Source organism: Solwaraspora sp. WMMD792 (assembly GCF_029626105.1).
GTDB lineage: Bacteria > Actinomycetota > Actinomycetes > Mycobacteriales > Micromonosporaceae > Micromonospora_E.
Genome location: NZ_JARUBH010000009.1, coordinates 722912 through 748497, shown reverse-complemented (window position 1 = coordinate 748497; position 25586 = coordinate 722912). Strand labels below are relative to the sequence as shown.

19 protein-coding genes are annotated in these 25586 nt (G+C 69.0%); 7 read left to right on the top strand and 12 right to left on the bottom strand.

All coding sequences use genetic code 11. The annotated features are described in order from the left end of the window. Positions 1-134: 134 nt before the first annotated feature. The 3 genes from O7629_RS04905 to O7629_RS04895 form a co-directional block, all read right to left on the bottom strand. Positions 135-665: a DUF4262 domain-containing protein gene (locus O7629_RS04905; RefSeq protein ID WP_278167753.1), complete on the bottom strand. Its 531-nt coding sequence runs from the start codon at positions 663-665 to the stop codon at positions 135-137. Next, the gene (locus O7629_RS04900; RefSeq protein WP_278167752.1) at positions 666-7454 is read right to left on the bottom strand and encodes a polymorphic toxin-type HINT domain-containing protein; all 6789 of its coding nucleotides are present in this window, start codon (positions 7452-7454) and stop codon (positions 666-668) included. Between the two features lie 99 nt (positions 7455-7553). Beyond that, positions 7554-9290 (bottom strand): LamG domain-containing protein, encoded by a 1737-nt coding sequence (locus O7629_RS04895; RefSeq protein WP_278167751.1) that lies wholly within the window; start codon positions 9288-9290, stop codon positions 7554-7556. Positions 9291-9710: 420 nt separating this feature from the next. Here O7629_RS04895 and O7629_RS04890 point away from each other — a divergent pair, with 420 nt between their 5' ends. Next, entirely contained in the window at positions 9711-10586 is an 876-nt protein-coding gene (locus O7629_RS04890; protein ID WP_278167750.1) for a helix-turn-helix transcriptional regulator, read from the top strand. Beyond that, positions 10583-10783 carry a DUF397 domain-containing protein gene (locus O7629_RS04885; protein WP_278167749.1) on the top strand — a complete coding sequence of 67 codons (201 nt, stop codon included), beginning with the start codon at positions 10583-10585 and terminating at the stop codon, positions 10781-10783. Before O7629_RS04890 ends, O7629_RS04885 begins: the two co-directional genes overlap by 4 nt. 759 nt (positions 10784-11542) lie before the next feature. Here O7629_RS04885 and O7629_RS04880 read toward each other — a convergent pair. The 6 genes from O7629_RS04880 to O7629_RS04855 all read right to left on the bottom strand — a co-directional run bounded on the left by O7629_RS04880 (position 11543) and on the right by O7629_RS04855 (position 16182). After that, the gene (locus tag O7629_RS04880; protein ID WP_278167748.1) at positions 11543-11890 is read right to left on the bottom strand and encodes a hypothetical protein; all 348 of its coding nucleotides are present in this window, start codon (positions 11888-11890) and stop codon (positions 11543-11545) included. A gap of 223 nt (positions 11891-12113) precedes the next feature. Then, positions 12114-12587: an NUDIX domain-containing protein gene (locus O7629_RS04875; RefSeq protein ID WP_278167747.1), complete on the bottom strand. Its 474-nt coding sequence runs from the start codon at positions 12585-12587 to the stop codon at positions 12114-12116. A 360-nt stretch (positions 12588-12947) separates the two neighbouring features. Further along, positions 12948-13208, bottom strand: a complete 261-nt coding sequence (locus O7629_RS04870; RefSeq protein ID WP_278167746.1) for a hypothetical protein — start codon at positions 13206-13208, stop codon at positions 12948-12950. A 64-nt stretch (positions 13209-13272) separates the two neighbouring features. Next, on the bottom strand, positions 13273-14400 hold the full coding sequence (locus O7629_RS04865) for a cystathionine gamma-lyase (RefSeq protein WP_278167745.1): 1128 nt from the start codon (positions 14398-14400) through the stop codon (positions 13273-13275). Positions 14401-14440: 40 nt separating this feature from the next. Then, the gene (locus tag O7629_RS04860; protein ID WP_278167744.1) at positions 14441-15445 is read right to left on the bottom strand and encodes an NAD(P)H-dependent glycerol-3-phosphate dehydrogenase; all 1005 of its coding nucleotides are present in this window, start codon (positions 15443-15445) and stop codon (positions 14441-14443) included. After that, positions 15442-16182 carry a lysophospholipid acyltransferase family protein gene (locus O7629_RS04855; RefSeq protein ID WP_278167743.1) on the bottom strand — a complete coding sequence of 247 codons (741 nt, stop codon included), beginning with the start codon at positions 16180-16182 and terminating at the stop codon, positions 15442-15444. The genes O7629_RS04860 and O7629_RS04855 overlap by 4 nt, the downstream gene beginning before the upstream one ends. Positions 16183-16319: 137 nt before the next feature. Between O7629_RS04855 and cofC the strand changes: the two genes are divergently transcribed. From cofC to O7629_RS04830, 5 genes are all read left to right on the top strand, one after another. Next, on the top strand, positions 16320-17054 hold the full coding sequence (gene cofC, locus O7629_RS04850) for a 2-phospho-L-lactate guanylyltransferase (protein WP_278167742.1): 735 nt from the start codon (positions 16320-16322) through the stop codon (positions 17052-17054). 1 nt (position 17055) lies between these two features. Then, on the top strand, positions 17056-17253 hold the full coding sequence (locus tag O7629_RS04845; protein ID WP_278167741.1) for a cold-shock protein: 198 nt from the start codon (positions 17056-17058) through the stop codon (positions 17251-17253). 519 nt (positions 17254-17772) lie between these two features. Continuing rightward, complete coding sequence (locus O7629_RS04840; protein ID WP_278174407.1) at positions 17773-19920, top strand: RNA degradosome polyphosphate kinase; 2148 nt, start codon at positions 17773-17775, stop codon at positions 19918-19920. Between the two features lie 83 nt (positions 19921-20003). Then, a complete protein-coding gene (locus O7629_RS04835; RefSeq protein WP_278167740.1) occupies positions 20004-21533 on the top strand; it encodes a CYTH and CHAD domain-containing protein in 1530 nt (509 codons plus the stop codon). Next, positions 21521-22417, top strand: coding sequence for an NUDIX domain-containing protein (locus tag O7629_RS04830; protein ID WP_278167739.1), 897 nt, complete (start codon positions 21521-21523; stop codon positions 22415-22417). The genes O7629_RS04835 and O7629_RS04830 overlap by 13 nt, the downstream gene beginning before the upstream one ends. 141 nt (positions 22418-22558) lie before the next feature. Here the strand turns inward: O7629_RS04830 and O7629_RS04825 are convergent, their stop codons facing one another. The 3 genes from O7629_RS04825 to leuC all read right to left on the bottom strand — a co-directional run bounded on the left by O7629_RS04825 (position 22559) and on the right by leuC (position 25538). Beyond that, entirely contained in the window at positions 22559-23218 is a 660-nt protein-coding gene (locus O7629_RS04825) for an HU family DNA-binding protein (protein ID WP_278167738.1), read from the bottom strand. Positions 23219-23455: 237 nt separating this feature from the next. Beyond that, on the bottom strand, positions 23456-24043 hold the full coding sequence (leuD, locus tag O7629_RS04820; RefSeq protein WP_278167737.1) for a 3-isopropylmalate dehydratase small subunit: 588 nt from the start codon (positions 24041-24043) through the stop codon (positions 23456-23458). 37 nt (positions 24044-24080) lie between these two features. Continuing rightward, positions 24081-25538: a 3-isopropylmalate dehydratase large subunit gene (gene leuC / locus O7629_RS04815; protein ID WP_278167736.1), complete on the bottom strand. Its 1458-nt coding sequence runs from the start codon at positions 25536-25538 to the stop codon at positions 24081-24083. Between the last annotated feature and the right edge of the window lie 48 nt (positions 25539-25586).

Below are 25586 nucleotides of genomic sequence, written 5' to 3'. Positions count from 1 at the left end.
CGGCAACGTATCACCGAGTTACTAGACAACCTCTAGCCCGGGTCACCGGCCGGTCCTGGACTCCGAACGACCTCCACTGTGGGACGTGGGTCGGGGACCGCAGCCAGGACTTGGAGCACCAGCCATGACGACCACTACACACTCGGCAATCTAGACCACAAGGCTGGCTGCCTCCGCATTAGCCATTCCGGACTTCCCTCTGCCCACGGAAACACCCCATCACGATCAGGCCAAGCAACCATCAGGACCGGAAAGTTGTCCGTCAGATAAAAGTTCTCAGCCTGCCCCAAGTAATCCCCATAATGAGATCTTGAAAATTCCACAAACTTGACTGCCATATTACTCAATATATCAGACGATTCAGATCCATGCCGAAACTCGCCACCCTCTTTGATGAGTCCTGCGATTGTATCCAGAATCGCAAATTCCGTCTCAATATCTAAGCCCAAGATAATGATCTCGGGATGGCCGCGAGTGTGGTATAATCCGATCGAATATGAGAAGCTTGGCTCTTCCGGAATCTCAGAAAACACACCCACTTTATGAAACCCGTAATTGCGTATGTTTGCGAGCAGGCCAGCACGCCGACCAGCGGCCTTTATTTTTGACTCACGCTCAACACCACAAAGCTCACAGGATTCGTCATGCGGCCACTTTGTCTGCATCTAGTTATCCCACTTCTCCCGGTTGCATAAACGACATAGCAACTGTCCGTTCGACCTGTCGCCCGACCCGCCACGGGACTTGGGTACGATATGATCAACCTGCCCTTCGTTGGTGGGTGGAGTGACACCGCGCTCCGATTTTCTCGGCTTCGAAACCTCTACGCCACAACGCTCACAAACATTCACACCATAACTATTTCCATTCTCGTCCCACACTGCCCTTTTCTCGGCAGGAGTGAAATCCTTGCCGGGGCGCCCCCCTGGAGCGACCGGGCAGTTGTGCACAAGTACCGGCGTGTTGTCGGCGAGCACATAGTATGTATGGATGTCGGCGACGGTTAGATTGTAGACGGTGCGGCGCTCGACCCACCGGCTGATCGCCGAAATCTGCACGTAGGTGCCAGTGGAGGTGCGAAGCCATTGTCCGATTTCGAGATCATCAGCATCCACCCACTTATCAAGTTTTGGAAGCCAGAATGGGTGCCGGTCGGTAGCAATCAGGGTTTTACCTTCGGCTCCCGGATTGCCCTTATCTGACTCGATTGTTACAGCAACGAGGCTTTTGTCGCCATCTCCCGTGATCGTGTCGGTGACACTTTTTTGCGCAGTCCGGCCGGTTTCAGGGTCGGTCGCCAGCACCATGTCGCCGACCTCCACCTGCTCGATCTTCTTGGTGCTTCCGTCTGCCATGAGGACCAATGTCGCCGAAGCGAAACTATTCTTGCAGGCACTCAAATAGTATCGGAAGTCACTGTGAAGCGGCAAGCCAGTCTTTATCCTACGACCACCGCCACCGACGGCCCCCAACCCTTCGAACATTCCATGCACGAGTCCGACCAAAATAATGTTGTCGTCGGCCACCTTTTCCCAAAAGTCATTGCTACAGTAGCCTTTCGTACAAATCTGATACAAAACGGCATTTGCGTCCAGGTATGTGTTCATCTGGTCGCAACTCAAGTAATTCCCACAATGGAACTCACCGTGACACCACCGGTCACCTTGGCAGTGCTCTGCCAGGTATCCCACTAGCTCAGCGGCGTCGGGTCCGCCCGAGGGGATGGGGTAGTCGTTCAGGAAAACCTGACCGAACCCGTTGGTCTCGACACGATAATTCTGGTTCGCAACAACCGTTACTTTTTCGTAGGACTCCGGCGACGCACTTTTCGGCGTGTAGTTTTTGGTGACGTGTTTGCCGTTCTTTTTCCCATAGGACCGTACGTGACCGTCGTTGTCTCCAGTGATGTACAGACCGGTGGGGTCCGAGTAGGTAGTGGGGTTGTTGTTGGCGTAGGCGTAGCCGTGCATCTGCTGGGGGTCGGCCGGGTCCATGATGGGGTCGACGGAGATGAACCGTCCGAGTGTGGGGTCGTAGTGGCGTGCGCCGATGTGGGTGAGGCTGTTGGGGTCTTGTGTGCCGCCGACGAAGCCTTTGTCGTCGGGCCAGGCGGTGGGTGGGGTGCCGCGGGTGTCGCCGAAGGGGAGGGTGCGGCGGCGGGTGAGGTCGTGGGTGGTGGGGTCGATGCTGATCTGGTTGGTGCCGTGGTGGTCGGGGATGAGCCAGGTGAGGCCGGTGACGGTGCGGACGGCGATGGTGGCGCCGGCGTGTTGGTAGTGGCGGGTGCCGTCGATCTGGCCGTTGCTGGTGGTGCGGCGGAGTTCGGTGTGGCCGAGGTAGAGGGTGGTGCCGGTGGTGTCGCGGCGGATGAGCCGGTTCCCTGAGGTGTCGTAGATGTTGGTGGTGTCCAGGCCGGGTTCGGTGGTGGTGGCGAGGCGGCCTTCCGCGTCCCAGGTGAGGGTCTGGGTGACACCGTCGACGGTGCGGGTTTGGGTGTGCCCGCCGGTGGTGTACGCGTACGTGTCGGTGCGGGTGGTGTCGCCGGTGTGGTCGACGGCGGTGACGGCGTGGGGTTGGGGGCTGCCCGGGGTGGGGTAGGTGGAGGTGGCGGTCGTCGACCCGGTCGCGGTCCAGGTGGTCGCGGTAAGTCGGTTCCCGGTGGTGTCGTAGGTGAAGGCCTGCCGGTAGGGGTCGGCGCCGGTGCGTTGCGGGGTGGTGCAGGTGGGGGTGGTTTCGGTCCAGGCCTGGGTGAGGCGGCGGAGGTGGTCGTAGGTGAAGCATTCGGCCTGGTCTGCGACACCGGCGGTGGTGCCGGCCATCGAGGTGACGTTGCCGGCGGGGTCGTAGGTGTAGCTGGTGGTGGCGGCGTCGTCCCACGTGTCGGGGGTGGTGGGGTGTTCGGTGTCGACCTGCGAGGCGGCGAGACGGCGGGTCGCGGTCTCGACCGGTGAGGACACCCGGATACGGGTGCCGCCGGTGCCGAGGACGCGCTGGGCGATGCTGCCGTCGTAGTGGTAGCTGGTCGCGGAGACGAATGTGTCGGTGCCGGTGGTGAGGGTGGTGGGCAGGCCGGACGCGGTGTGGTAGCCGTAGGTGAGGGTTTCGGCGGGCAGGCCGCCGATCGCGGGCAGGCTGGTGGTCGCCGGGGTGCCGTTGTCGTGGTACGTGTGGCTGGTGGTGTAGGTGCCGGCCAGCCCGGTTTCGGCGGCCGGGATGGTGACCGTGGCGCCGAGGGGCCGGTAGCCGTCGTCATAGCCGGTGACCGCCGTCGTGTAGGCGTCACCATTGTGGTGGCGGGTGGCGGAGGTCAGCTGACCGAGCTCAAGGGTGTCGTACGTCCACGACGCCCGCAGTGCGCCAGTGGAGGTGTCGTCGCGCAGCTCGGTACGGCGGCCAAGGTTGTCGTAGCCGTACCAGAGGGTTTCGCCGCGGCCGTCGGTGGTGGTGACCAGCTGGTCGGCGTTGTCGTAGGTGCTGGTGGAGGTGCCGGCGTCGGGGTCGACGGTGCCGGTACGCCGGCCGAGCAGGTCGTAGGTGTAGGTCCACTGGTTCCCGGCCGGGTCGGTGACCGTGGTCAGCTCGTCACGCGGGTTGTAGCCGTAGCTGGTCTCCTCGTAGGCGCCGGTCGGCGACGAGCCGGTGTGTTGGCGTAGGGCGGTCTGCCGGCCCCGGGCGTCGACGAGTGTGGTGGTGGGGGTGCCGCCGGTGGGTGGGTCGAGGGTGACCCGGTCACCGTCGTAGCCGGTGACGGTCTCCCACTGCAGGGTGTTCGCCGACCACAGCTGGGTACGGGTGGGCCGGCCGGCACCGTCGTACACGGTGCGGGTCTGCGACTCGATGGCGGTGTCGGCGAAGGTGACCAGGGTGCCGGTCGGCCCGGACGCGTCGTTGTAGAACATCGACGTCTTGACCGTCTGGCCGCGTACGTCGTACTGGGTGTCGCTGATGGTGCGTTTACCGTCCGGGGCGGTCACCTGGGTCTGCCGGGGCCGCAGCAGCCCGTCGTAGATGTCGTAGCTGTCGATCTGGTTGCCGTTCGGTCCCAGGGCGCGGGTCCGGATGTGGCTGGGCGCGGTCTTGGTGATCGTGTACGCGTACTCGAGGTCGGGTGTCTCGGTGGTGGGCCGGCCGGGGGCCCACACCGTGGTCAGCCGGCCGAGGGGGTCGTACACGCCGGTGGAGACTTTGTCGTTGATGTCGCTGACCTCGGTCGGCAGGCCACGACGCGGGTCGAGGGTGGTGGTGGCGTCGTGACCGAGCGGGTTGGTGGCCGTGACGGCCGTCGTCGGCGCACCGGACGCCGGGGTGTAGGCGGTGGTCGTGGTCCGGTTGAGGGCGTCGGTGACGGTCAACGGCCGGCCGTGGGCGTCGTAGGTGGTGGTGCCGGTGGTGAGGTAGGTCGGGGTAGTGCCGTCGTGGGACCGCGCTGTCTCGACCTTGGTGACCAGGCCCCGGGTCGGCGCGGTGCTGTGGCTGGTGGCGCCGTCGCGGTAGAAACGGGTGTCGGACAGCAGATCGTCCGGGTAGGACGGGGTGCTGCCGCACGGCGTCGCGACGGTCTCCACCCGCGACGCGGTGTCGATCAGCCACGGGGCGCCGGTGTTGCGGGCGTACGTGTACCGGGTGCACACGTCGTCGGCGAGGGTGGACACGTCACCTCGGTCGTCGGAGGAGATCAGGGTGCCGTAGGTGGTGTCCCAGGTGTCGACGGTCCGGGTGTGCCGCCACGTGCCATCGTGTTCCAGCCACGTGTACCCGATCGTGGTGACGACCCGGGAGATCACCGACTGCCAGGTGGCCGGCTGGGCGTGGACCGGATCCTCCTCACGCAGGGAGGTGGCGTAGCCGGCCACCTGCTGGATCGTCCGGTTCAGCTGCTGCCCGCCCGGGGCGGCGTAGTCGATCCGCTCGTACAGGAAACCGGCCCGCCACCAGTCGTCGCCGTGCACCGCGCCGTCCGTGCCGGTCAACGTCACCCACCTCGTGCCGGGACCGGCGTCGGTGCGGTCCCGGTGCATCCCCCGGAAATACAGGTACCGGGACTGCGTCTGATGCCCACTCCCGGTGCCGGTGGTCACCGTCACCGTCGGCCAGCCACGGAAATCCGACCACGTCCGCAACGGCAACGACCGCGACCACACATCCGCGTCGTTGTGATGCCACAACACCGTCGACGTCGCCCCCGCCGTCGAATACGCGTAGCTGTGCGTCACCGCCGGTGAACCGCCGACCAGGTCCCGCTCCACCACCTGCGTCACCCGGTACTTGTTCCACCACGACCACCCCGCCGGCGACCCGTCCGGCTTGTAGTACTGCGGGAAACACCGCTTCGAGTTGTGGTCCGGATCCGCCTGCGACGACACCGTGCAGTCCGAACCCTCATAGGTGATCTCGATCCGCCCACCCGACTCGGTGTTGATCTCGGTAATCCGGTACTTGTTCGTCACCGGCACCGCCGCCGACACGTTGTGATCCGTCCGGTTCGCGTACCGGGTCCCGCCGAACGTCACCTGCGGCAACGCCACCTGCCCACCGGCCAGACCCGTCCGCTGGATACCCGACAGCCACAACGACGGCGGATTCAACGCGCTCGACTCGTTCGTCGACGGGAAACCGTGACTCAGGTCCCACCGGTCCACGTCCTGATACACCCCGCCGACCCGCACCTGCGTCGTCACCGACGTCAACCGCTTCGCCGTGAAGTACGACGGCCCGATGTTGTTGTTGCACGGCGCCGCGTCACACTGCAGATCCCACGGCGTGTCCGGCCAGCTCGCCGTGTTCGGCGAACTCCCGTTCCAACACGACGACAGACACCGGTCACCCACCGCGAACAACACCCGCATCGGCGGGTTCACCGTGTCCGCCTCACCACCGGCCACCGTGCCGTACTCCACCCGCCGCAGCGCACTCCCCCGGTCGTACTGCACCTGATACGTGCCCGTCCCGGTGATCCCCGCCCGGCTCAACTCCCGGTCGTACCAGTACGACATCGAGTTCCCGTGGACATCCACCACATAATCCAGATTCCACCGGTACGCCATGAAACACCGCGAATAGTAGAAACCGTCCGAGCGGTAACACGGCTCCCACGTGTGGTTCGCGAAAACACCCTGCCCCATCACCGAGTTCGTCTCACGATCCCCCGCGTTCCACCCCGGCAACCGCTGCCGACCGAAGTAGAACTGCGTACCGTCCGTCGTGGTCAACCGCCACGCCTCACCGTTGTGCGTGTAACCATGCCGGCCGGTCAACAACTCGATCCGGGAACCGTCATCGTTGGCCAGCCGCCACTTCCCGTCCCCGTCACCCAGCACGATCTCCGTCGACTGCCCCCGCCACACCAGCTTCGCGTTCGGCTCCCGCCAACACGGATCCGGCGTCGCGTTCGTGTAATGCGCCGGAAACCCCTCAAGATCATCACTGCACGTCCGGTACGACCGCTCGATGAACCCCGGATGGAAATCCCAACCCTCACCGATCCACGACGGCTGCGAGTTCTCCCCGTTCGTCCGACCATCCACCGCCGACGACGAATACCCGAACGACACCTCCGGCTCCAACCCACCCGGCGACGGCGGCACCTCCAACGGATACGACCACGAGAACCCACCCCCCGACTGGCCCGCCTGCCACGACGCCGACTGCCCCAACGACGTCCGCTTGAACGACCCCGTCTCCCCGTCACCCGCCGCCAGCAACCCCACCACCGCACCACCACCAGAAACAGCGGCGTCGGCCCGACCCGCCCCCGCCCCGCCAGCGGACAACTCCACATCCGCCCCGATCCGCCCCACCAACGGATCATTCCGCGAACCCAACCCCACCGGCCCGGCACACTCAGGATCCGACGTCTCCACCAACGCACACTCCGACAACCCCACCAACCGCAACCGCGACGCCCACGCCGCACCGAACGCCCCCGCGAACCCCGAATAGTCCAACTCCAACCGCACCCCACCACCGGCCACCGACTCACCCTCGACCGCCACCCGCACCACCAACGCCACCCCCGCCGCCGACGCCTCAACCGGATCCACCACCTCCACCCGCACCCGGTCCGGCACCTCCGACGCATCCGCCCAATCAGCCCGCACCCGCCCCGACAACACGTCACCCACCGGCTCCGGAGCCGACAACACCACCGGCAGACCACCCACATCCACCGCCGCCGACCCAGACGACAAATCCGCCACCACCGACGCCGCCTGCGGCCACACCGGAGGCACCGGCGCGAAATCCGCCACCGACGACTCGTCATCCACCCCCGCCGGCACATGCTCCGCCACCGGCACCGACCGCTGGCCCACATCCGGCTCCGCCGCCGTCCCCACCGGCGCCGCCACCGCCTGCGGAGCCGCCAACGCCGACGCCACCACCACGACCGCCGTCACCCCAGCGACCCGGCGACGCACACCCGACAACCAGAACCGGTTGACCCGACGACCCGACATCAGCGCCACTCCCCAGAATCAAGGCAACAGACTGCCAGCAACGTGGTGGACACACCATCACCGACCGACATGGAGTGGTCGGCTGGCGTGTGTGATCAGTTATGGACGGGTGTAGCGGTCGGTGATCAGCCAGGCCGGGACCGGGCCGGAGTGTGCCTCGATGCGGCTCACCCGGCCAGGGAAGAAGCCGGTCAGCCCCGCAGGTCCTGCCCCGGCCCCGACGGTCAGCGACCCGGGCGCGGTCCAACTCGGTGGCGCAGGCACCGCCACCGGGTCACCGGCCACGCCGTCGATGTAGAGGGTGAGTGTCTCCGAGCCCGCGTCGTACACCCCGGCGAGATGCGTCCACTGGCCGGGTACCGCCGCAGCCGGACTCGCGGCGACGGCCAGGTCGGGCAGGTCGGCGTCGTCCGCTCCACGCAGCCGGAACACCCACCGCCCGTCGCTGGCCCGGTATCCAAGCTGGAACGCGTCCGTCTCGTCGCCGCCCTGGGCGAGCACCACCGCATCACTGCCGGGCAGTGGATCTGCCGGGTCACCGTCGAGACGGGCCCAGAGCAACACCCCAAAGGAATGATCGGTACGCAGCACCGGGCGCGGGACCGGATCGTACGGGCTGGTGGTCGAGGCGTACCCGCTCGTCCCGTCGAACCAGGCCGCGTGGCCGGTCGGGGCACCGGAGTCGTGGACGAACCCCGAGGTCGCCGGCACGGTGTCCCAGCCGGCGAGGTACAGGTTGCGGCCCCAGGAGCCGAGGTCGAACTCGTCACCGCACCAGCAGTCAGCCGAGTAGTCGAACCCCCACAGCCCAACTTGTCTCGGCGTCAGCACCCCGAACAGCTCAGGAAGCGTGTCACCGGGATCGGAGAAGCGTCCGTGCAGGTCCTCCAGGTCCGCCACCCGGCTCCACAGCAGGATGTCCGTCACGCCGCCGGACCACCACTGCGCCGGTGCGCCGTCGCTGAAGCCTCGGCCCACCGTGAACGGTCCAGCCGCCTGCCACGGGGTAGCCGCGAACGCGGCCTCAGCTGCCAAGGCTCCGTTGACGTACAACTGAAGCAGTTGCTCGTCGGCGTCGAAGACGCCGGTCAGGTGGGTCCAGTGGTCGACGTCGGAAGCGGCGATCGGCGCGGGACGGTACGCGGAGATCAGCGGACTCGATGCTGCCGTACCTGTCGGCACGGTGAACGCCCAGTGCGGAGCCGGCGGGTCGCCGAGTTGGCGGATGCCCAACTGGAAGCCACCGGCACCGGTCCCGTCGGCACCGACGGCGGTGCGATCGCCAGACAGGTCGGCTGGCCGGACCCAGGCGGCGGCGCTGAACGAACCCGAGGTGTCGAGCGCGGACACGGCTGCGGTGGCCGCGCCTGGGACGCCGACCGGGTCTTCGGCGACTGCGTCGAAAGCCGGCGTGCTCGCCTCGATCAGGTAGGTGTCCGGTGCCCAGGTGACGTCGCCGCTCGGGACCAGGTCGGGACCGCCTGAGCGGGCACGGAAGCGCTCGTTGTTGGTGTCGATCAGCGGCCAGTGCCCGATCGGCGACGATCGCGAGGTGACCAGGAACTGGTACGTCGTCGTCGGGCTGGGCCGGCCGTACTCGTTGCGCGCGTAGACGTGCAGGGCGTTGGGTCCCTCGCCCGGTGGGGTGAGGGTCAACGTCACGCTCGCCCCGGGGGGGACGGTCACCGTGGTGCCTGCCGGGCTGCTCCAGCCGTACACGTAGGCGACGACGTCGGGCGACGACGTACTGAAGGTGAACTCACCCGCGACGTCCCGACCGCCGTGCGACACGCCGTCGTCGGGGTAGTCGACCGAGGTCACGGTCGGCGCCGGCACCGGGTCTCCGGGTGGATCGGCGACCGCCGGCCCGGGTGTGCTCAGCGTCAGTGCGGCGGCTGTGGCGGTGGCGGTGGCGGCCAGGATCTGTGGCCAGCGATGTCGTGGGCGGCTCGGACGGATCGGCGGCGTCTGGGCAGCATCCACTAGGGACCCCCGTGGCTATGCGACATGTACGTCCGACCCTAGAGATCCACGTCCGTATCTGTAAAGGGGGCATCACAATCCGCTACCACAAACCTCCCTCACTGGACATCGAGCGACACAGAGTCATCAGTCGGGTACGACCGGCCACGCGTACAACTCTGACGAAAACCCGTCGACGTTGAGCCGAGCCACTCGTCCACCGATCGACGGAGTTCATAAGTCCACTAGTGACGGCAGGATGGGTCGGGTCGAGCATCCCAGGAGGTGGTAGCCATGTCCCCGTCCGTGTTGAACTCGTCCGTACCGCGCCGACGACTGGGCCGGGAGCTGCGTCAACTGCGCGAGCGGCTGACCCAGCTGCCGCAGACGTCGGTGGCCAGCGAGCTGGAGTGGTCGGCGACGAAGCTGTGGCGGATGGAGCGCGGCGAGGTCCCGGTCCGCTCCGGCGACGTCGTGCTGCTCTGCGAGTTGTACGGCGTCGAGGAGGAGACCACCGAGATCCTTGCCGCGTTGGCGACCAAGACCCGGGAGAAGGGCTGGTGGCACGACTACGCAAGCCTGCCGTCGTGGTTCGAGCTGTACGTGGGCCTGGAGGAGGCCGCCAGCCGGATCCGCGAGTACCAGAGTCAGCTGGTGCCGGGCTTCTTGCAGACCCGGGAGTACGCCACCGCGATCTTCACCAAGGACGTCGACGGCGTGCCCCGTCACCAGATCGCCGACCGGGTCACGGTGCGGCTGGGCCGGGCCCGGCTGCTGACCCGGCTGGAGCCACAGGCTCCCGAGTTCGACGTCGTCGTCGACGAGGCGGTGCTGCGCCGCGTCGTCGGGTCGCGCCAGATCATGGCGGCACAGGTGCGCCGGCTCGCCGACGCCGGCCGGCTGCCGAACGTCTCCGTCCGGGTCCTGCCGTTCTCCTCCGATCTGCACGCCGGGGTGCTGACCGGCGGCTCGTTCACCATCCTGGACTTTCCCGAGCAGTACGAGCCCACCACGGTCTACCAGGAGTCGATCACCGGCGCGCTCTTCCTCGACAAACAGACCGAGAGCGACCGGTACGCTTGGGTCTACCACGACATCCGGTCGGCCGCGCTGAGCGAGGCCGAGTCGCGGGCGCTGCTGCTGGACACGGCGAAGGAGTACGAGCCATGACCGACCTGACCGGTGCCACCTGGCGCAAGAGCAGCCGATCCAACAGCCAGGGTGCCTGTGTCGAGGTCGCCGACGGGCTGGCCGGCGTGATCGGCGTACGCGATTCCAAGGACCCCACCGGCCCGGTCCTGACCATCTCCCCCGCCAACTGGTCAGCCTTTGTCGCCGCTACCAAGACCGGCACCATCACCGCCTGACCGCACACCGCCTGCACCCCGCCGGGGTCCAAACCGCACCTCGGTGGACTCGTCGCTGACCAGAACAGTCTCGCCGGGTAGCGACCAGTTGCCGGAGTCGGCGCGTCGGTGCATCAGCCCCCGACCGCGACCGCCGGTGACGATCGCCGCACCGCCAGGGACGATCCCGGTCGCCCTCGGCGCGGCCGGGTCACGGTAATAGTCACGCTGGCGAGTCACGACACCTCACGATGCGGTACGGAGTGCAGGTCTGAGCCAAGTCGGGTTACTGCTCCCCACGGGAGTCGGCCAACACCTGCGCCAGATCGGTCACCAACCCGACCACCTTTCCCACAATGCTTCAGCGGCGCCACCCCATCCGCCACAGGTCGGATATCAGATGGCGCAAAAATGGCAGCTGCCCATCGATCTGCATTCCACCGTTTTCCCGTATCAATGCAGAGAATCTTGTCAGCGGAATAAACGCCGTTGCGAACGAAATTACACCCCCAAAGACACAACCCGCCACCATGATGCCAATGACCTCAGACGCGACTACCAGCTCCAATATTGCAATCAGGAATAGACCAGCCAGGAAGCACACCAAGAAGCCCCTGATCCCCCAAATCATCATCCTATACATAGTCGTGCTACGATATCCGTTACCATGGAGATCTGACATCGAGTTTCACCACCATTTCCAGCGCTTGATGATCCAGGTTTTAGCCACACCACCCTCACCGAAGGACACGCCGTCCGACACCTATCGCAAACACTCACTCAAGGCCTGGGCCGCCACCTGTTAAAGGCAAAGAGGTCGCGCACGACCATGCCGAACAGTTTTGGCCCACGTTCAAATATGTCCATGTCCGCAAAGTACGATGTTTCTTCAATGCGACGGTACACCGGACGGATAGAAAACATCCCCAGAAAGATTCCGAGACCGACCGTCAAGATCAGTGCGAAGAAAACTGACATCAGCACCTCCACCGGCCCTCCCAGTAACAACGCCAGAATCACGGCAAAGATGACCAAGAATGCAAGCAGAAAGAACCGCATGATGATCAACGCGCGCCAGTAGGCCCAAGCTCCGCGCACACGCCAAGCAGGATCATCCGAGGAACTCACCGCTCAACCCACCTCCCAACTCGAGTGGACGGCTCGGACGGGACGGCAGCACACATGGACAGCATCCACTTGGGACCCGCGTGGCTATTGTGCATGTCCGTCCGACACTAGAGATCCACCCCATACCTGTAAAGGCGGTATCACAAGCCGCTAACACAATCCGGTCACCAGCCGGCAAGCTGGACCAGCCCGCTGACTCAGCGTCGCCTGCCCTCGCCCCCTTCTATCCGAGGTACGGAGTGTCGCGCTGCTCAGCGTGGTGCCGCAGCCGCAGCCGTACCGTGTCGTGGATGGGAATGTCGGCGAACTCGGCAGGATCGACGAACCGCACCTCGGTAGACTCGTCGCTGACCAGAATCGTCCCGCCAACTATCCGGCCGAGGTAGGTGACGGTGAACTCCTGGCGCACCTCGCCGTCCGCATACGCGATCACATGCGCCGGGTCGGTGTAGACGCCGATCAGCGCGGTGATCTCGATGTCGTGGCCCGTCTCCTCCTTCACTTCTCGGACGACGCACTGTTGCAGTGTCTCGCCGACCTCCATCGTGCCGCCGGGTAGCGACCAGTTGCCGGAGTCGGCGCGTCGGTGCATCAGCACCCGACCGCAGTCGTCGGTGACAATCGCTGAACCGCCCGGGACGATCCTGTTCGCCCTCGGCGCGGCCGGGTCGCGGTAGTAGTCACGCCGGCGAGTCACGACGCCTTCAGAGATCGCGGTCCATCCGCCGCGGGAGTACGGGAATCTTCTCGCCGGCCCCTGCCCCAGGCCAGCCATGAGCAGAAAATCGCCAACGTGCCGCCGCAGATGACTACCCCAAGCCCAGCGAGGAAGAAGAGGAGCGCCACAGTGCCGCCTGCGAACCTCGCGGCTTGCAGCAGAACAATTCCTATCCCCGGAAGGAGGTACATCAATCCGAGATCCCGGCGCTGAAAGCCAGCCGGCACTGGCACACGTCCGATAAGGAGGATGACGAAGCCCGCCCCGATGAGGCTGGTCCCCAGGAGCAGTGTAGCTACCACTAACAGGCTCGACATGACCGCACCTCTATCCCAGATTTCACCAGTACCGTGCGTCCAACGCGTCCTTGAGCATCGACGCGTCGAGGTCGAGCATCGGCATCCTCCATTCGAAGTGGGCCAGGTAGCGCAGCGGCAACGTCACGATCAGCCCGAACACGATGACGATTGGCAACACGAACCAGACCTGCGGCCAGATGAAGATGCAGGGCAACGCCACAGCCATCGACCGCAGAAACCAGACGCTCAGCCGGTAGACCGCCAGTCGCCAGTCGCCGGTAGCCGGACGGCGGACCGCCACGCGGCTCCTGCTCCATCACCCGGATCCCGCTTCCCACGCGCTGGCTCCCACGGGACCGAGTCTGTCAGGTAGCGTCCAGGGTGGCGGTGATGTCGCGTACCAGGTCCACAGTGTCTTCGATGCCGCAGGAGAGCCGCACGAAGCCCGGTGGCGTGTCGTCGCCCCACTGGGCCCGCCGATCGGCGGCCGTGTGCAGACCACCGAACGACGTGGCCGCCGACACCAGCTTCGACGCGGTCAGGAAGCGGCCGACCCGGTCGGCGTCACCCAGGTCGAACGACACGATCCCCGGGATGCGGCGCATCTGGGCCGCCGCGACCGCGTACGACGGATCGGTCGGCAGGCCGGGCCAGCGTACGCCGGTGACGTCACCACGCCCGACCAGCGCGGCGGCGACCGCTTCCGCGTTGGCTGACTGGCGGGCCAGCCGCAGGTCCAGTGTGGCCAATGACCGGTGGGCGAGCCAGCAGTCGAACGGGCCCGGCACCGACCCGGTCAGCTTGCGCCACCGCGTCGCATCGGCCAGCACCTCCGGCGAGCGGGTGGCCAGGTAGCCGAGCAGCAGATCGGAGTGGCCGGTCAGCGCCTTGGTGCCGGAGGCGACCACGATGTCCGCCCCCAGGTCCAACGGCCGCTGCCCGAGCGGGGTCGGCGCGGTGTTGTCGACCGCGACCAGCGCCCCGGCGTCGTGCGCCGCCGCCGCGAGCGCGGCGACGTCGCAGACGTCCAGCCCCGGGTTGGCCGGGGTCTCCAGCAGCACCAACCGCACCCCGGCGAAGTCCGGGTACGGCCCGGCGGTCGGCATCAGCCGCACGGTCACGCCGATCGGCTCCAGCACCGTGGCGGCCAACGCCCGTACGGTGAAGTAGCCGTCGGCGGGCAGCAGCACCGTGTCGCCGGGGCGCAGCGTGGTCAGCAGCAGCGCGGTGATCGCCGCCTGGCCGCTGGCAAAGACGAGGGTGTCGCCGCCTTCCAGGTCACCGATGGCCGATTCGAGCGCCCGCCGGGTCGGGTTGTCCTCCCGGGCATAACCGTCGCGGTCCGGCGACGGCCCGGTCACCGGGTCCAGGTGGTACGGGGCGGCGAACACCGGGCCGGGCAGGAACGGCTGGCCGGGGGTCGGCTCGGGCAGCCCGGCTGCGACACACCGGGTGCCGTCGCCGTACCCCGGGTCGCGGGAAGTGGCGGTCATGCCGTTCATCCTGACCAAGGTCGCCGGCCGGCGGCAGAGCCTATTCCGGTTTCGTGGCCCGCGTCATCAGCAGCGTCAACGCGGTACGCGGGTCCAGGCCCTCGTGGCAGATCCGTTCCACCTGCTCGGTGATCGGCATCTCCACCCCGTGCGCGCGGGCCAGGTCCCGGATCGACAGGCAGCTTTTCACCCCTTCGGCGGTCTGCCGGGTGGCGGCCTGCGCCTGTTCCAGGGTCTCCCCCCGGCCCAGGTGCTCGCCGAACGTCCGGTTGCGCGACAGCGGCGACGAGCAGGTGGCGACCAGGTCACCGAGGCCGGCCAGCCCGGAGAAGGTCAGCGGGTCGGCACCGAGCGCCACCCCCAGCCGGGCCGTCTCTGCCAGCCCCCGGGTGATCAGGGTGGCCTTGGTGTTGTCACCGAGGCGCATCGCGGTGGCGATGCCGTACGCCAGGGCGATCACGTTCTTCACCGCCCCGCCCAGCTCGCAGCCGATCACGTCGTCGTTGGTGTACGGCCGCAGGTAGCCGGTGAGCATCGCCTGCTGCACGGCGGCCGTGCGCGCGGTGTCGGTGCCGGCGACGACGCTGGCGGCCGGCTGCTCGGCGGCGATCTCGGCGGCCAGGTTGGGGCCGGAGACCACCACGACCCGGTCCGGGCCGACCCCGGTGGTCTCGACGATCACCTCGCTCATCCGTTTGGTGGTGCCGAGTTCGATCCCCTTCATCAGGCTGACCAGGGTCGCGTCGGGGCCGATGTGCGCGGCCCAGTCACCCAGGTTGCCGCGCAGCGTCTGCGACGGTACGGCGAGCACGACCAGCCCTGCGCCCTTGATCGCCTCGGCGGCGTCGCTGGTGGCGGTGACCCGGTCGGGCAGCCGCACCGCCGGCAGGTAGTCGGGGTTGGTGCCGTACTCGCGGATCGCGGCGGCGACCTGCTCGCGCCGGGCCCAGAGGACCACGTCGGCCCCGGCGTCGGCGAGCACCTTGGCGTACGCGGTCCCCCACGAGCCGGCACCCAGGACGACGGCCCGGCCGGTCCCGGTCACTGTCCCGGCTCCGGGGTGCCGGTGGTCCGGTTGTTGCGGCGGGCGCTCGGGGCGTACAGCGGTGGGGCCTCGCCGCCCCGGATCTCGGCAACCATGTCCCGCAGCCGCAGCATCATGGTCTCGGTGATCTCCTCCAGCACCGCCCGGGTCGGCTCGACCCCGGCCCATCTGCTCAGGTCGAAAGGTTCACCGGCGGTGACGGTCACCTTCCGGCCGGGCAGCAGGTTCAGTTTTCCGGTCCGCGGGTCGTACATCTGCTGCGGACCCCACATCGCCACCGGCACGACCGGGGCTCCAGTGGTCAACGCCAGCCGGGCCGCGCCGGTCTTGCCACGCATCGGCCACAGGTCCGGCTCGCGGGTGGTCGTCCCCTCCGGGTAGATCACCAACGCGCCGCCTTCGTCGACGCCGACGATCGCCGCCTCCAGCGACTTGATCGCGTCGACGCTGCCCCGGTGCACCGGGATCTGCTTCACCTTGAGCAGCCAGCGCCCGATGACCGGGATGGTGAACAGGCTGGCCTTGCCGAGGAACCGGGGCCAGCGGCCGGCCTCGTAGAGGAAATGGCCGATGACCATCGGGTCGGCGTGCGACATGTGGTTGGCGACGACGATCACCCCACCGGTGCCGGGGATGTGCTGCATCCCGGACCAGGTCCGCTTCGTCCATACGAGCAGGGTCGGTTTGACCACCATCACGATGAAGCGTCGCCAGAAGCCCAGTTTCCGCCGCGCCACCCGATCCTCCTCGTCACCGCACCCTGGCCACCACCGGGTCACCACACCCCGACCGCCGTCTTGCCGACCGACGCAGCGAATCATGCCCTGTCCGACCCGGCCAGAGCCAATGCGAGCCCAGCCGGCAGGATGGAGCGGTGCGGAACGCGACCTGGTCGGTGGTGCTGCCGGTCAAGCGGCTCGCGGTGGCGAAGAGCCGGCTGCGGGGTGCGCTCGACGGCGTACCGCATGAGGAACTGGCGCTGGCCCTGGCCCGCGACACCGTCGCCGCCGCGCTGGCCTGCCCGCTGGTCGCCGAGGTGGTGGTGGTCACCTCGGATCCGGCCGCCACCGCCACGTTGGGCGCGCTCGGGGCCCGTACCGTCGCCGACCCGGAACTCGCCGCCCCAGACCTCGACGCGCCGGAGGTCGGCGCACCGGAGGTGAGCGGGCTGAACGCGGCGGTGACGCACGGGGCCGCGACGGTCGACGCGGGCCGGCCGGTCGCCGCGTTGACCGCGGACCTGCCGGCGTTGCGGCCGGCTGAGCTGGCCGCCGCCCTCGACACCGGCATCGGCACCGTCAGCGCCCTCGACACCGCCGTCGGGGCCGGCGTGGACCGCTGGTTCGTCCCGGATGCCGCCGGCACCGGGACGGTGCTGCTGGCGGCCGCCGTCGGCACCGCGCTACGGCCTGGTTTCGGCGCCGGATCGGCGGTACGGCATCAACGGTCGGGTGCCGTCCGGCGCGGCGGGGACTGGCCGACGCTGCGCCGCGACGTGGACACCGCCGCCGACCTCGCCGACGCGGCCCGGCTCGGCCTGGGTCGGCACACCGCCGCGCTGTACGCCAGCGGGTACCGTGCTGACATGCGACACAGGTCGGTGAGCTGAGATGCAGGGCACGGTGGCGACCTTCGATCCGGCGACCCGCAGCGGCACAGTGCTGCTCGACGACGGGGCGGAGCTGTCGTTCCCGGCGGCCGCGTTCGACGCTTCCGGGTTGCGGCTGCTGCGGCTGGGTCAGCGGGTACGCATCGAGCGTGACGAGTCCGGGCACGTTAACCGCGTCACGTTGCCCACATTCGGCTAGCTGGAGCCGGGCGAATTCATGCCAAGTTCACCGTGATCAGGTCATGATTACCGGGTGACGCCCGCCCCCTCCAGGCGCGCCGCCGCCCGTCCGCGCCGCGCAGCCGACCAGCCCACCGCTGACCAGCCCGCCGGCACCGACCAGTCTGCCGCCGACCAGCCCGCTGCCGACGACGGCGCGACCGCGACGCCTCGGCCTGCTCGGCCGGCCCGCCGCCAGTCGTCGAACGGCACCGCCCGCCAGGCCTCGACCGGCACCGCCCGGAAATCGGCCGGCGGCACCGCCCGCAAGTCGACGGCCGGCACCGCCCGCAAGTCAGCGGGCACGGCGGCGAAACGGACCCGGGCCGGTGCAACGGCGGCGGGCAGCCCGCGAGCCGCGAGCCGGCGGACCAAGGCGGCACCCCAACCGGCACCGGAGACCGCAGAACCGGAGGCGGTGGCCGCGCCGGAGACCACCGAGCCGGCACCGCAGGCGGTGGCCGAGTCCGCGACCGACGCGCCCGCCGCGCCGCTGCCGGTGCAGGCCCCCGACCCGGCAAACCCGGTGTCGGACACCGCCGAACCGGCCGAGCCGGACGAGCCGGCCACGCTGGCCCGCCAGCCGCTGCCCGACGACCGGTTCCTCAACCGGGAGCTGTCCTGGCTCGACTTCAACGCCCGGGTGATCGAGCTGGCCGAGGACCCGCAGACCCCACTGCTGGAGCGGGCCAAGTTCCTGGCCATCTTCGCCAGCAACCTCGACGAGTTCTTCATGGTCCGCATCGCCGGGCTCAAGCGCCGGCTGCAGGCCGGGCTGCCGGTACGCGGCGGCGACCGGCTGCCGCTGCGTACCCAGTTGGAGCTGATCGCGGCGAAGACCGCCGGCCTGGTCGCCCGGCACGCCCGGTGCTTCACCGAGGAGGTCCGGCCCCGGCTGGCCGCCGAGGGCATCCACCTGATCCGGTGGAGCGATCTGAGCACGGGCGAGCGGGAAGGGCTGCGCACCTACTTCCGGGAGCACATCTTCCCGGTGCTGACCCCGCTGGCCGTCGACCCGGCGCACCCGTTCCCGTACATCTCCAGCCGGTCGTTGAACCTGGCCGTCGCGGTCCGTGACCCGGACGGCGGTCCGGAGCTGTTCGCCCGGATCAAGGTACCGAACAACGTGCCCCGGTTCGTGGTGGTCAGCCAGGAAGGGCTGGGTGCCCGGTTCCTGCCGGTCGAGGATCTGATCGCCGCCCAGCTCGGCCAGCTGTTCTCCGGGATGCAGGTGGTGGAGTGCCACCTGTTCCGGGTGACCCGCAACGCCGACTTCGAAGTCGACGAGGACCGCGACGAGGATCTGCTGCAGTCGCTGGAGCGGGAGCTCGCCCAGCGCCGGTTCGGCCCGCCGGTGCGGCTGGAGGTGGCCGCCTCCATCTCCGACCACATGCTCGACCTGCTGGTCCGCGAGCTGGACATGGACAGCCACGACGTGCTGCGGGTGCCGGGGCTGCTGGACCTGTCCGCGTTGTGGCAGGTCTACGAGAGCTCCGACCGGTCGGACCTGAAGGACCGCCCGTTCGTGCCGGCCACCCACCCGCGGCTGGTCGAGGGCGAGGTGCCACGCAGCGTCTTCGCCACCCTGCGCGACGGCGACATCCTGGTGCACCACCCGTACCACTCGTTCTCCACCAGTGTGCAGCGGTTCATCGAGCAGGCGGCGGCCGACCCGCTCGTCCTGGCGATCAAGCAGACGCTGTACCGCACCAGCGGCGACTCGCCGATCGTCGACGCGCTGATCGAGGCGGCCGCCGCCGGCAAGCAGGTGGTGGTGCTGGTCGAGGTGAAGGCCCGGTTCGACGAGCAGGCCAACATCGGCTGGGCGCGGATGCTGGAACGGGCCGGCTGTCACGTCGTGTACGGCCTGGTCGGGTTGAAGACCCACTGCAAGACCGCCCTGGTGGTACGCCAGGAAGGCAACCAGATCCGCCGCTACTGCCACATCGGCACCGGCAACTACCACCCGAAGACGGCCAGGCTGTACGAGGACTTCGGCATGCTGACCGCCGACCCGGAGGTCGGCGCGGACCTGACCGACCTGTTCAACGTGTTGACCGGCTACAGCCGCCAGACCGCGTACCGGCGGCTGCTGGTCGCCCCGCACGGGGTGCGCAGCGGGCTGATCGAGCGGATCGGCCGGGAGGTCGCCCACGTCCGTGACGGCCGGGGCGGGCTGGTCCAGATCAAGGTGAACTCGCTGGTCGACGAGGAGCTGGTGGACGCGCTGTACCGGGCGTCGCAGGCCGGCGTACAGGTGGATCTGCTGATCCGGGGGATGTGCACGCTGCGGCCCGGGGTGCCGGGGCTGTCGGACAACATCCGGGTCCGGTCGATCCTCGGCCGGTTCCTGGAGCATTCCCGGGTGTTCCGGTTCGGCAACGACGGCGACGTCGAGTTCTGGATCGGCTCCTCCGACCTGATGCACCGCAACCTGGACCGCCGGGTGGAGGCGCTGGTGCAGGTGACCGACCCGGTGGCCCGCGCCGAGCTGGACCAGCTGATGAGCGACGCGTTCAGCCCGGACTGCGAGTCGTTCGAGCTGCACCCGGACGGCACCTGGAGCCGGCACCGGTCGACCGACGAACGGCCGCTGGTGCATCTGCAAGAGCGGCTGCTCCGACGGTTCATCGGCACCGGCAAATAGCTCCTGCTGTCACCGGCCGTCGGCCGGCCGGCGGCGGTTCAGCGACAGCGGCGGCCCCGGGCGGGCGGCGCTAGGCTGGCCCGATGGTGGAGGAGGAACGTAAGTACGAGGTCGAGCCGGGTTTCACCGTGCCGGACCTGTCCGGCTGTCTGCCGGACGGTGGCCGGCTGGTGCAGCAGCCGGCGGTGAAGCTGACCGCCACCTACTACGACACCCCGGATCTGCGGCTGGCCCGCGCCGGGGTGTCGCTGCGCCACCGGGTCGGCGACTCGAAGCCGTGGACGGTGAAGCTGCCCGCCGACGCGCCGGGCGTACGGCATGAGATCAGCCGGTCCGGTAAGCGCGGCAAGCCACCGACGGAGCTGGTGTGGCTGGTCACCGCGTACTCGCGGGGGGTGGAGCTGACGCCGGCCGCGACGGTGCGCACGGTACGCACGGTGCTGGAGTTGCGCGACGCCGACGACGCGCTGCTGGTGGAGCTGGCCGACGACGCGGTGTCGGTGTTGGACGGCAAGACTGTCCGGTCGCGGTTCCGCGAGGTGGAGGTCGAGCTGAAGGCCGCCAAGCGGTCGCTGCTGGACCGGGTGGAGGCCGACCTGGTCGCGGCGGGGGCGACCGCCGGCGGGTTCACCCCGAAGCACGTACGGGCGTTGGGCGCGGCCGCCGCCGGGCCGGCGGAACTACCCGCGGTCGAGGGCCTGCCGGCCGAGCCGACCGCCGCCGACGTGGTCACCCGGGCGGTCCGCGACGGCGTCGCCCGGATCCTGGCGCACGACCCGCTGGTGCGGCTGCACGCCCCGGTCGGCGACGACGACACCGCCGTGCACCAGATGCGGGTCGGGTGCCGGCGGCTGCGCAGCGACCTGCGGACCTTCCGGGCGTTGGTGGACCGCGAGTGGGCGGGTGCGCTGCGCGACGAGCTGAAGTGGGTCGCCGGGGTGCTCGGCGGTGCCCGCGACGCCGAGGTGCTGCGGGACCGGTTGCGGCGTACTGCCGGGGCGGACCCGTTGGCGCCGCTGCCGTCCGCGGCGGTCGAGCTGATCGACGCGACGCTCGCCGACCGGCAGGCGGCGGCACTGGCCGAGGTGGACGCGGCGCTGCGCTCGGACCGGTACGTTGCCCTGGTGGAGATGCTGGTGCAGGCGGCCCGGGAGCCGCGACTGACCCCGGCGGCGGCCGGCCCGGCGACCGAGGTGCTGCCTCGGCTGGTGGCCAAGCCGTGGCGCCGGCTGGCGTACGGCGGCAGCGGTGTGGACGGTGCCGCCGATCTGACCCTGGACGCCTCCGACGAGCGCTGGCACGCGGTGCGGATCAACGGCAAGAAGGCCCGGTACGCGGTGGACGCGGTGGCACCGGTGATCGGCGGTGGCGCGGCGAAGCTGGCGAAGGCGTTGTCGAAGGTGCAGAACCTGCTCGGCGAGCACCAGGACGCGGCGGTGGCCGCCGAGACCTGGCAGGGGGTGCTGGCCGAGCATCCGGACGACCACGAGTTGGCGGTGACCGTCGGCCGGCTGGTCGAACGGGAACGGGCCGCGATCCGCGCGGCGCGGGCGGAGTTCGCCGCCGCCTGGGAGCGGGCGTCGGCGGGGCAGCGGACGAAGTGGCTGCCGTGACCGAGGTCCGGGCCGCCGGCGGCGTGGTGTGGCGGACGGACGACACCGGGGCGGTGCAGGTGTGTCTGGTGCACCGCCCCCGGCACGACGACTGGTCGCTGCCGAAGGGCAAACTGGAGCCGGCGGAGCATCCGTTGGCGGCGGCGGTGCGGGAGGTCGGTGAGGAGACCGGGATCCGGGCGGTGCCGCAGGTGCGGCTGCCGTCGATCCGGTACACCATGCCGGACGGCAACCTGAAGGTCGTCGACTACTGGTCGATGCGGGCGGTGCAGGCGTCGTCCGGGCCGGTGCCGGTCGATGCCGCCGACGAGGTCGACGAGTTGTGCTGGCTGCCGTTGGGGCAGGCGCGGCAGCGGTTGACGTACCGGCACGACGTCGGGGTGTTGCACGGGTTCGCGCAGCTGCCGCCGGTGACCGCGACGCTCACCCTGGTGCGGCACGCGCACGCCGGCAGTCGGGACACCTGGCCGGGTCCGGACAGTGCCCGCCCGTTGGACACCGCCGGGCTGCGGCAGGCGCAGGCGTTGGCGGCGTTGCTGGTGCTGACCGGGCCGCGTCGGGTGCTGTCGGCGTCGCCCCGGCGGTGTGTGCAGACGGTCGCCCCGCTGGCGCAGGCGCTGGACCTGCCGGTCGAAGTGGAGTCGGTGTTCGACGAGCCGGCCGCCGGCCAGCAGCCGGACGAGAACGCGTTGGCGGCGGCAGGCCGGCTGACCGAGCTGGCGGCGGCCGGTACGCCGGCTGCGGTGTGCAGTCAGGGCAAGGTGATCCCGGCCGCGTTGACGGTGCTGACCCGGCGGTCGGCGGCGGATCACCGTACCGCGAAGGGCGGCGGCTGGTTGTTGTCGTTCGCCGGGGACCGGCTGGTCGGCGCGGACCGGCTCTAGCGGCCGGGCCGGCAGCGGGCCGGCTGCGGCGGCCCAGCGGACCGGCTCCAGCGGCCCTGTCGCATACGAAAGGCGCCCACCGCCGTACTGGCCAGTGGGCGCCTTCGCGCTGGTGGTGTCCGGCCGGTGTGGCCGGACGGCTCAGCGGGTGGTTTTACGGGCGGTGGACTTGCGCGCCGGGGCCTTCTTCGCCGGCGACTTCTTCGCCGCCGTCGACTTCGCCCCGGTCGACTTCGCCGCCGTCGACTTGGCCGCGGTGGACCGGGTCGCGGTGGTCTTCTTGGCTGCGGACTTCTTGGCCGGCGCGGCCGCCGCGGACCGGGTGGTCTTGGCAGCGGCGGTCTTCTTCGCCGTACCGCCGGCCGCCCGCTTCGCCGGCGCCTTGGTGGCGGTCGACTTGGCGGCCGTACCGGTGGACTTCGCCGCGCCACGGGCGGTGCTCTTGGCCGCCGTGGACTTGGCCGCGGTGGCCTTCGTCGCCGTGGCCTTCGCCGCGGTCGACTTGGCCGCGGTGGCCTTCGGCGCCTTGCCGCTGGCCACCATGTCCTTGAAGCCCGCGCCGGGCCGGAAGACCGGCACCGAGGTCTTCTTGACCTTCACCGACTCGCCGGTACGCGGGTTGCGCGCTGTTCGCGCCGCCCGGACGCGCTTCTCGAACACCCCGAAACCGGTGATACCCACCCGGTCGCCCTTGGTGACCGCCGACTGAACCTCGGCCAAGACGGCGTCGAGCGCCGTCGTCGCCGTCTTGCGGTCTCCCAGGCGAGCAGCGAGCGCATCGATGAGCTCTGCCTTGTTCACGAGTTCCCTCCCGTATGTGCAACTGGACTCAACGAGCCATTCTGCGCGCACGGTATGCCCTGTACCGGCAGGACACAAACATCTGCCGGAAAAAAGTCCTTGTGTCGTAACGGATTCGCCCCCAACCGGTGGCCCGAGCCGACCGGTTGGTATAGCCGGACGGTTGGTGGGCCACCGGATGGGGGCGGAATCGGCGTCGGGAACCCGTTGGGAAGGGGCCGGCTCGACGGTTGTGCGCTATGCCACGACGGGCTTGAACGACAACCGCCCGCGCTCATACTCGGTGATGGCCGACTCGTGACGCAGGGTCAGTCCAATGTCATCCAATCCCTCCATCAGCCGCCACCGGCTGAAGTCGTCGATCGGGAACGACCAGCCGGAGGCACCTGCCCTGACCTCCCGGGTGGCCAGGTCGACGGTCACCTCGGCAGCCGGGTCGGCCTCGACCAGCGACCACAATTCCTCAATGGCGGGCATTTCCAACTCGACCGGCAGCAGACCTTCCTTGAGCGCGTTGCCACGGAAGATGTCGCCGAAGCGGGGGGACAGCACGGCCCGGAAGCCCCAGTCCCGCAGCGCCCACACCGCGTGTTCACGCGATGACCCGGTGCCGAACTCAGGGCCAGCGACGAGAATGGATGCTCCGGAATACGAAGGATTGTTCAGAACGAATCCTGGATCCTCGCGCCAGGCATTGAACAGACCGTCGGCGAAGCCGGTCCGGGTCACCCGCTTGAGGTACACCGCCGGGATGATCTGATCGGTATCTACATTAGATCGGCGCAGCGGGACGGCGGTCCCGGTGTGCACGGTGAACTTGTCCATGTCGTGATCCCGTCTCGTGGTGCGTGTCCAGCGGCGGTCAGTTGAGGTCCGCCGGCGCGGCCAGCCGGCCCACCACGGCGGTGGCGGCGGCGACCGGCGGCGACACCAGGTGGGTACGCCCGCCCCGGCCCTGCCGGCCTTCGAAGTTGCGGTTGGAGGTGGAGGCGGAGCGCTCCCCCGGCTTGAGCGTGTCCGGGTTCATGCCCAGGCACATCGAGCAGCCGGCGAAGCGCCACTCGGCACCGGCGTCGGCGAAGACCTTGTCCAGCCCTTCGTTCTCGGCCGCCTCCCGTACCTTGGCCGACCCGGGCACCACGAGCATCCGTACCCCGTCGGCGACCTTGCGCCCGCGCAGCACGTCGGCGGCGGCCCGCAGGTCCTCCAGCCGGCCGTTGGTGCAGGAGCCGACGAAGACCACGTCGACCGGCACGTCGCGCAGCGCGGTGCCCGGCCGCAGGTCCATGTACTCCAGCGCCCGTCGGGCGGCGACCCGCTCCGCGTCGGTGTCGAACTGCTCCGGGTCGGGCACGACGGCGCTCAGCGCGGCGCCCTGCCCGGGGTTGGTGCCCCAGGTCACGAACGGCGTGATCTCGCTGGCGTCCAGGATCACCTCGGCGTCGAACGTCGCCCCCTCGTCGGTGGCCAGACTGGACCAGTACGCCACGGCGGCGTCCCAGTCGGCGCCCTGCGGCGCGTTCGGCCGGCCCTTGAGGTAGGCGAAGGTGGTCTCGTCCGGCGCCACCATGCCCGCCTTGGCACCCCACTCGATGGACATGTTCGCCACCGTCATCCGGCCCTCCATGGAGAGCCGGCGGATCGCCTCGCCCCGGTACTCCACCACGTAGCCGCGACCACCGCCGGTACCGACCTTGGTGATCAGCGCCAGCACCAGATCCTTGGCGGTGACCCCCGGGCCGAGTTCGCCCGTGACGGTGACCGCCATCGTCTTCGGCCGGGACTGCGGCAGCGTCTGGGTGGCCAGCACGTGCTCGACCTCGCTGGTGCCGATGCCGAAGGCGAGCGCGCCGAACGCACCGTGGGTCGCGGTGTGCGAGTCGCCACAGACGATCGTCATGCCGGGCTGGGTCAGGCCCAGCTGCGGGCCGATGACGTGCACGATGCCCTGGTTGTCGTCGCCCAGGGCGTGCAGCTTGATGCCGAACTCGGCGCAGTTGCGGCGCAGCGTCTCGATCTGGGTACGCGATGTCGGGTCGCTGATGGTCAGCAGGTCGCCGCGCCGGCTGTTGAACGCCGGGTCGGCGTACCCGGTCGGGGTGTTGTGATCCTCGGTGGCGAGGGTCAGGTCGGTCCGGCGCACCGGCCGGCCGGCCATCCGCAGCCCGTCGAAGGCCTGCGGGCTGGTGACCTCGTGCAGCAGGTGCAGGTCGATGTAGAGCAGGTCCGGCTCGCCCGCGGCGGATCGCACCACGTGCGCGTCCCAGACCTTCTCGGCCAGGGTCCTGGGCGATGTCTGCTTCGAAGTGGCTCCCACCATCTGGACATCCTAAATTCTGGGAGGTATGTTTCGGCTTGTGGGACACAG

Excerpts from the sequence above, each read along its gene's own strand:
- O7629_RS04905 (WP_278167753.1), bottom strand. The coding sequence starts at position 665 with ATGCAGACAAAGTGGCCGCATGACGAATCCTGTGAGCTTTGTGGTGTT.
- O7629_RS04900 (WP_278167752.1), bottom strand. The coding sequence starts at position 7,454 with ATGTCGGGTCGTCGGGTCAACCGGTTCTGGTTGTCGGGTGTGCGTCGC.
- O7629_RS04890 (WP_278167750.1), top strand. The coding sequence starts at position 9,711 with ATGTCCCCGTCCGTGTTGAACTCGTCCGTACCGCGCCGACGACTGGGC.
- O7629_RS04885 (WP_278167749.1), top strand. The coding sequence starts at position 10,583 with ATGACCGACCTGACCGGTGCCACCTGGCGCAAGAGCAGCCGATCCAAC.
- O7629_RS04865 (WP_278167745.1), bottom strand. The coding sequence starts at position 14,400 with ATGACCGCCACTTCCCGCGACCCGGGGTACGGCGACGGCACCCGGTGT.
- O7629_RS04845 (WP_278167741.1), top strand. The coding sequence starts at position 17,056 with ATGCAGGGCACGGTGGCGACCTTCGATCCGGCGACCCGCAGCGGCACA.
- O7629_RS04835 (WP_278167740.1), top strand. The coding sequence starts at position 20,004 with ATGGTGGAGGAGGAACGTAAGTACGAGGTCGAGCCGGGTTTCACCGTG.
- leuD (WP_278167737.1), bottom strand. The coding sequence starts at position 24,043 with ATGGACAAGTTCACCGTGCACACCGGGACCGCCGTCCCGCTGCGCCGA.
- leuC (WP_278167736.1), bottom strand. The coding sequence starts at position 25,538 with ATGGTGGGAGCCACTTCGAAGCAGACATCGCCCAGGACCCTGGCCGAG.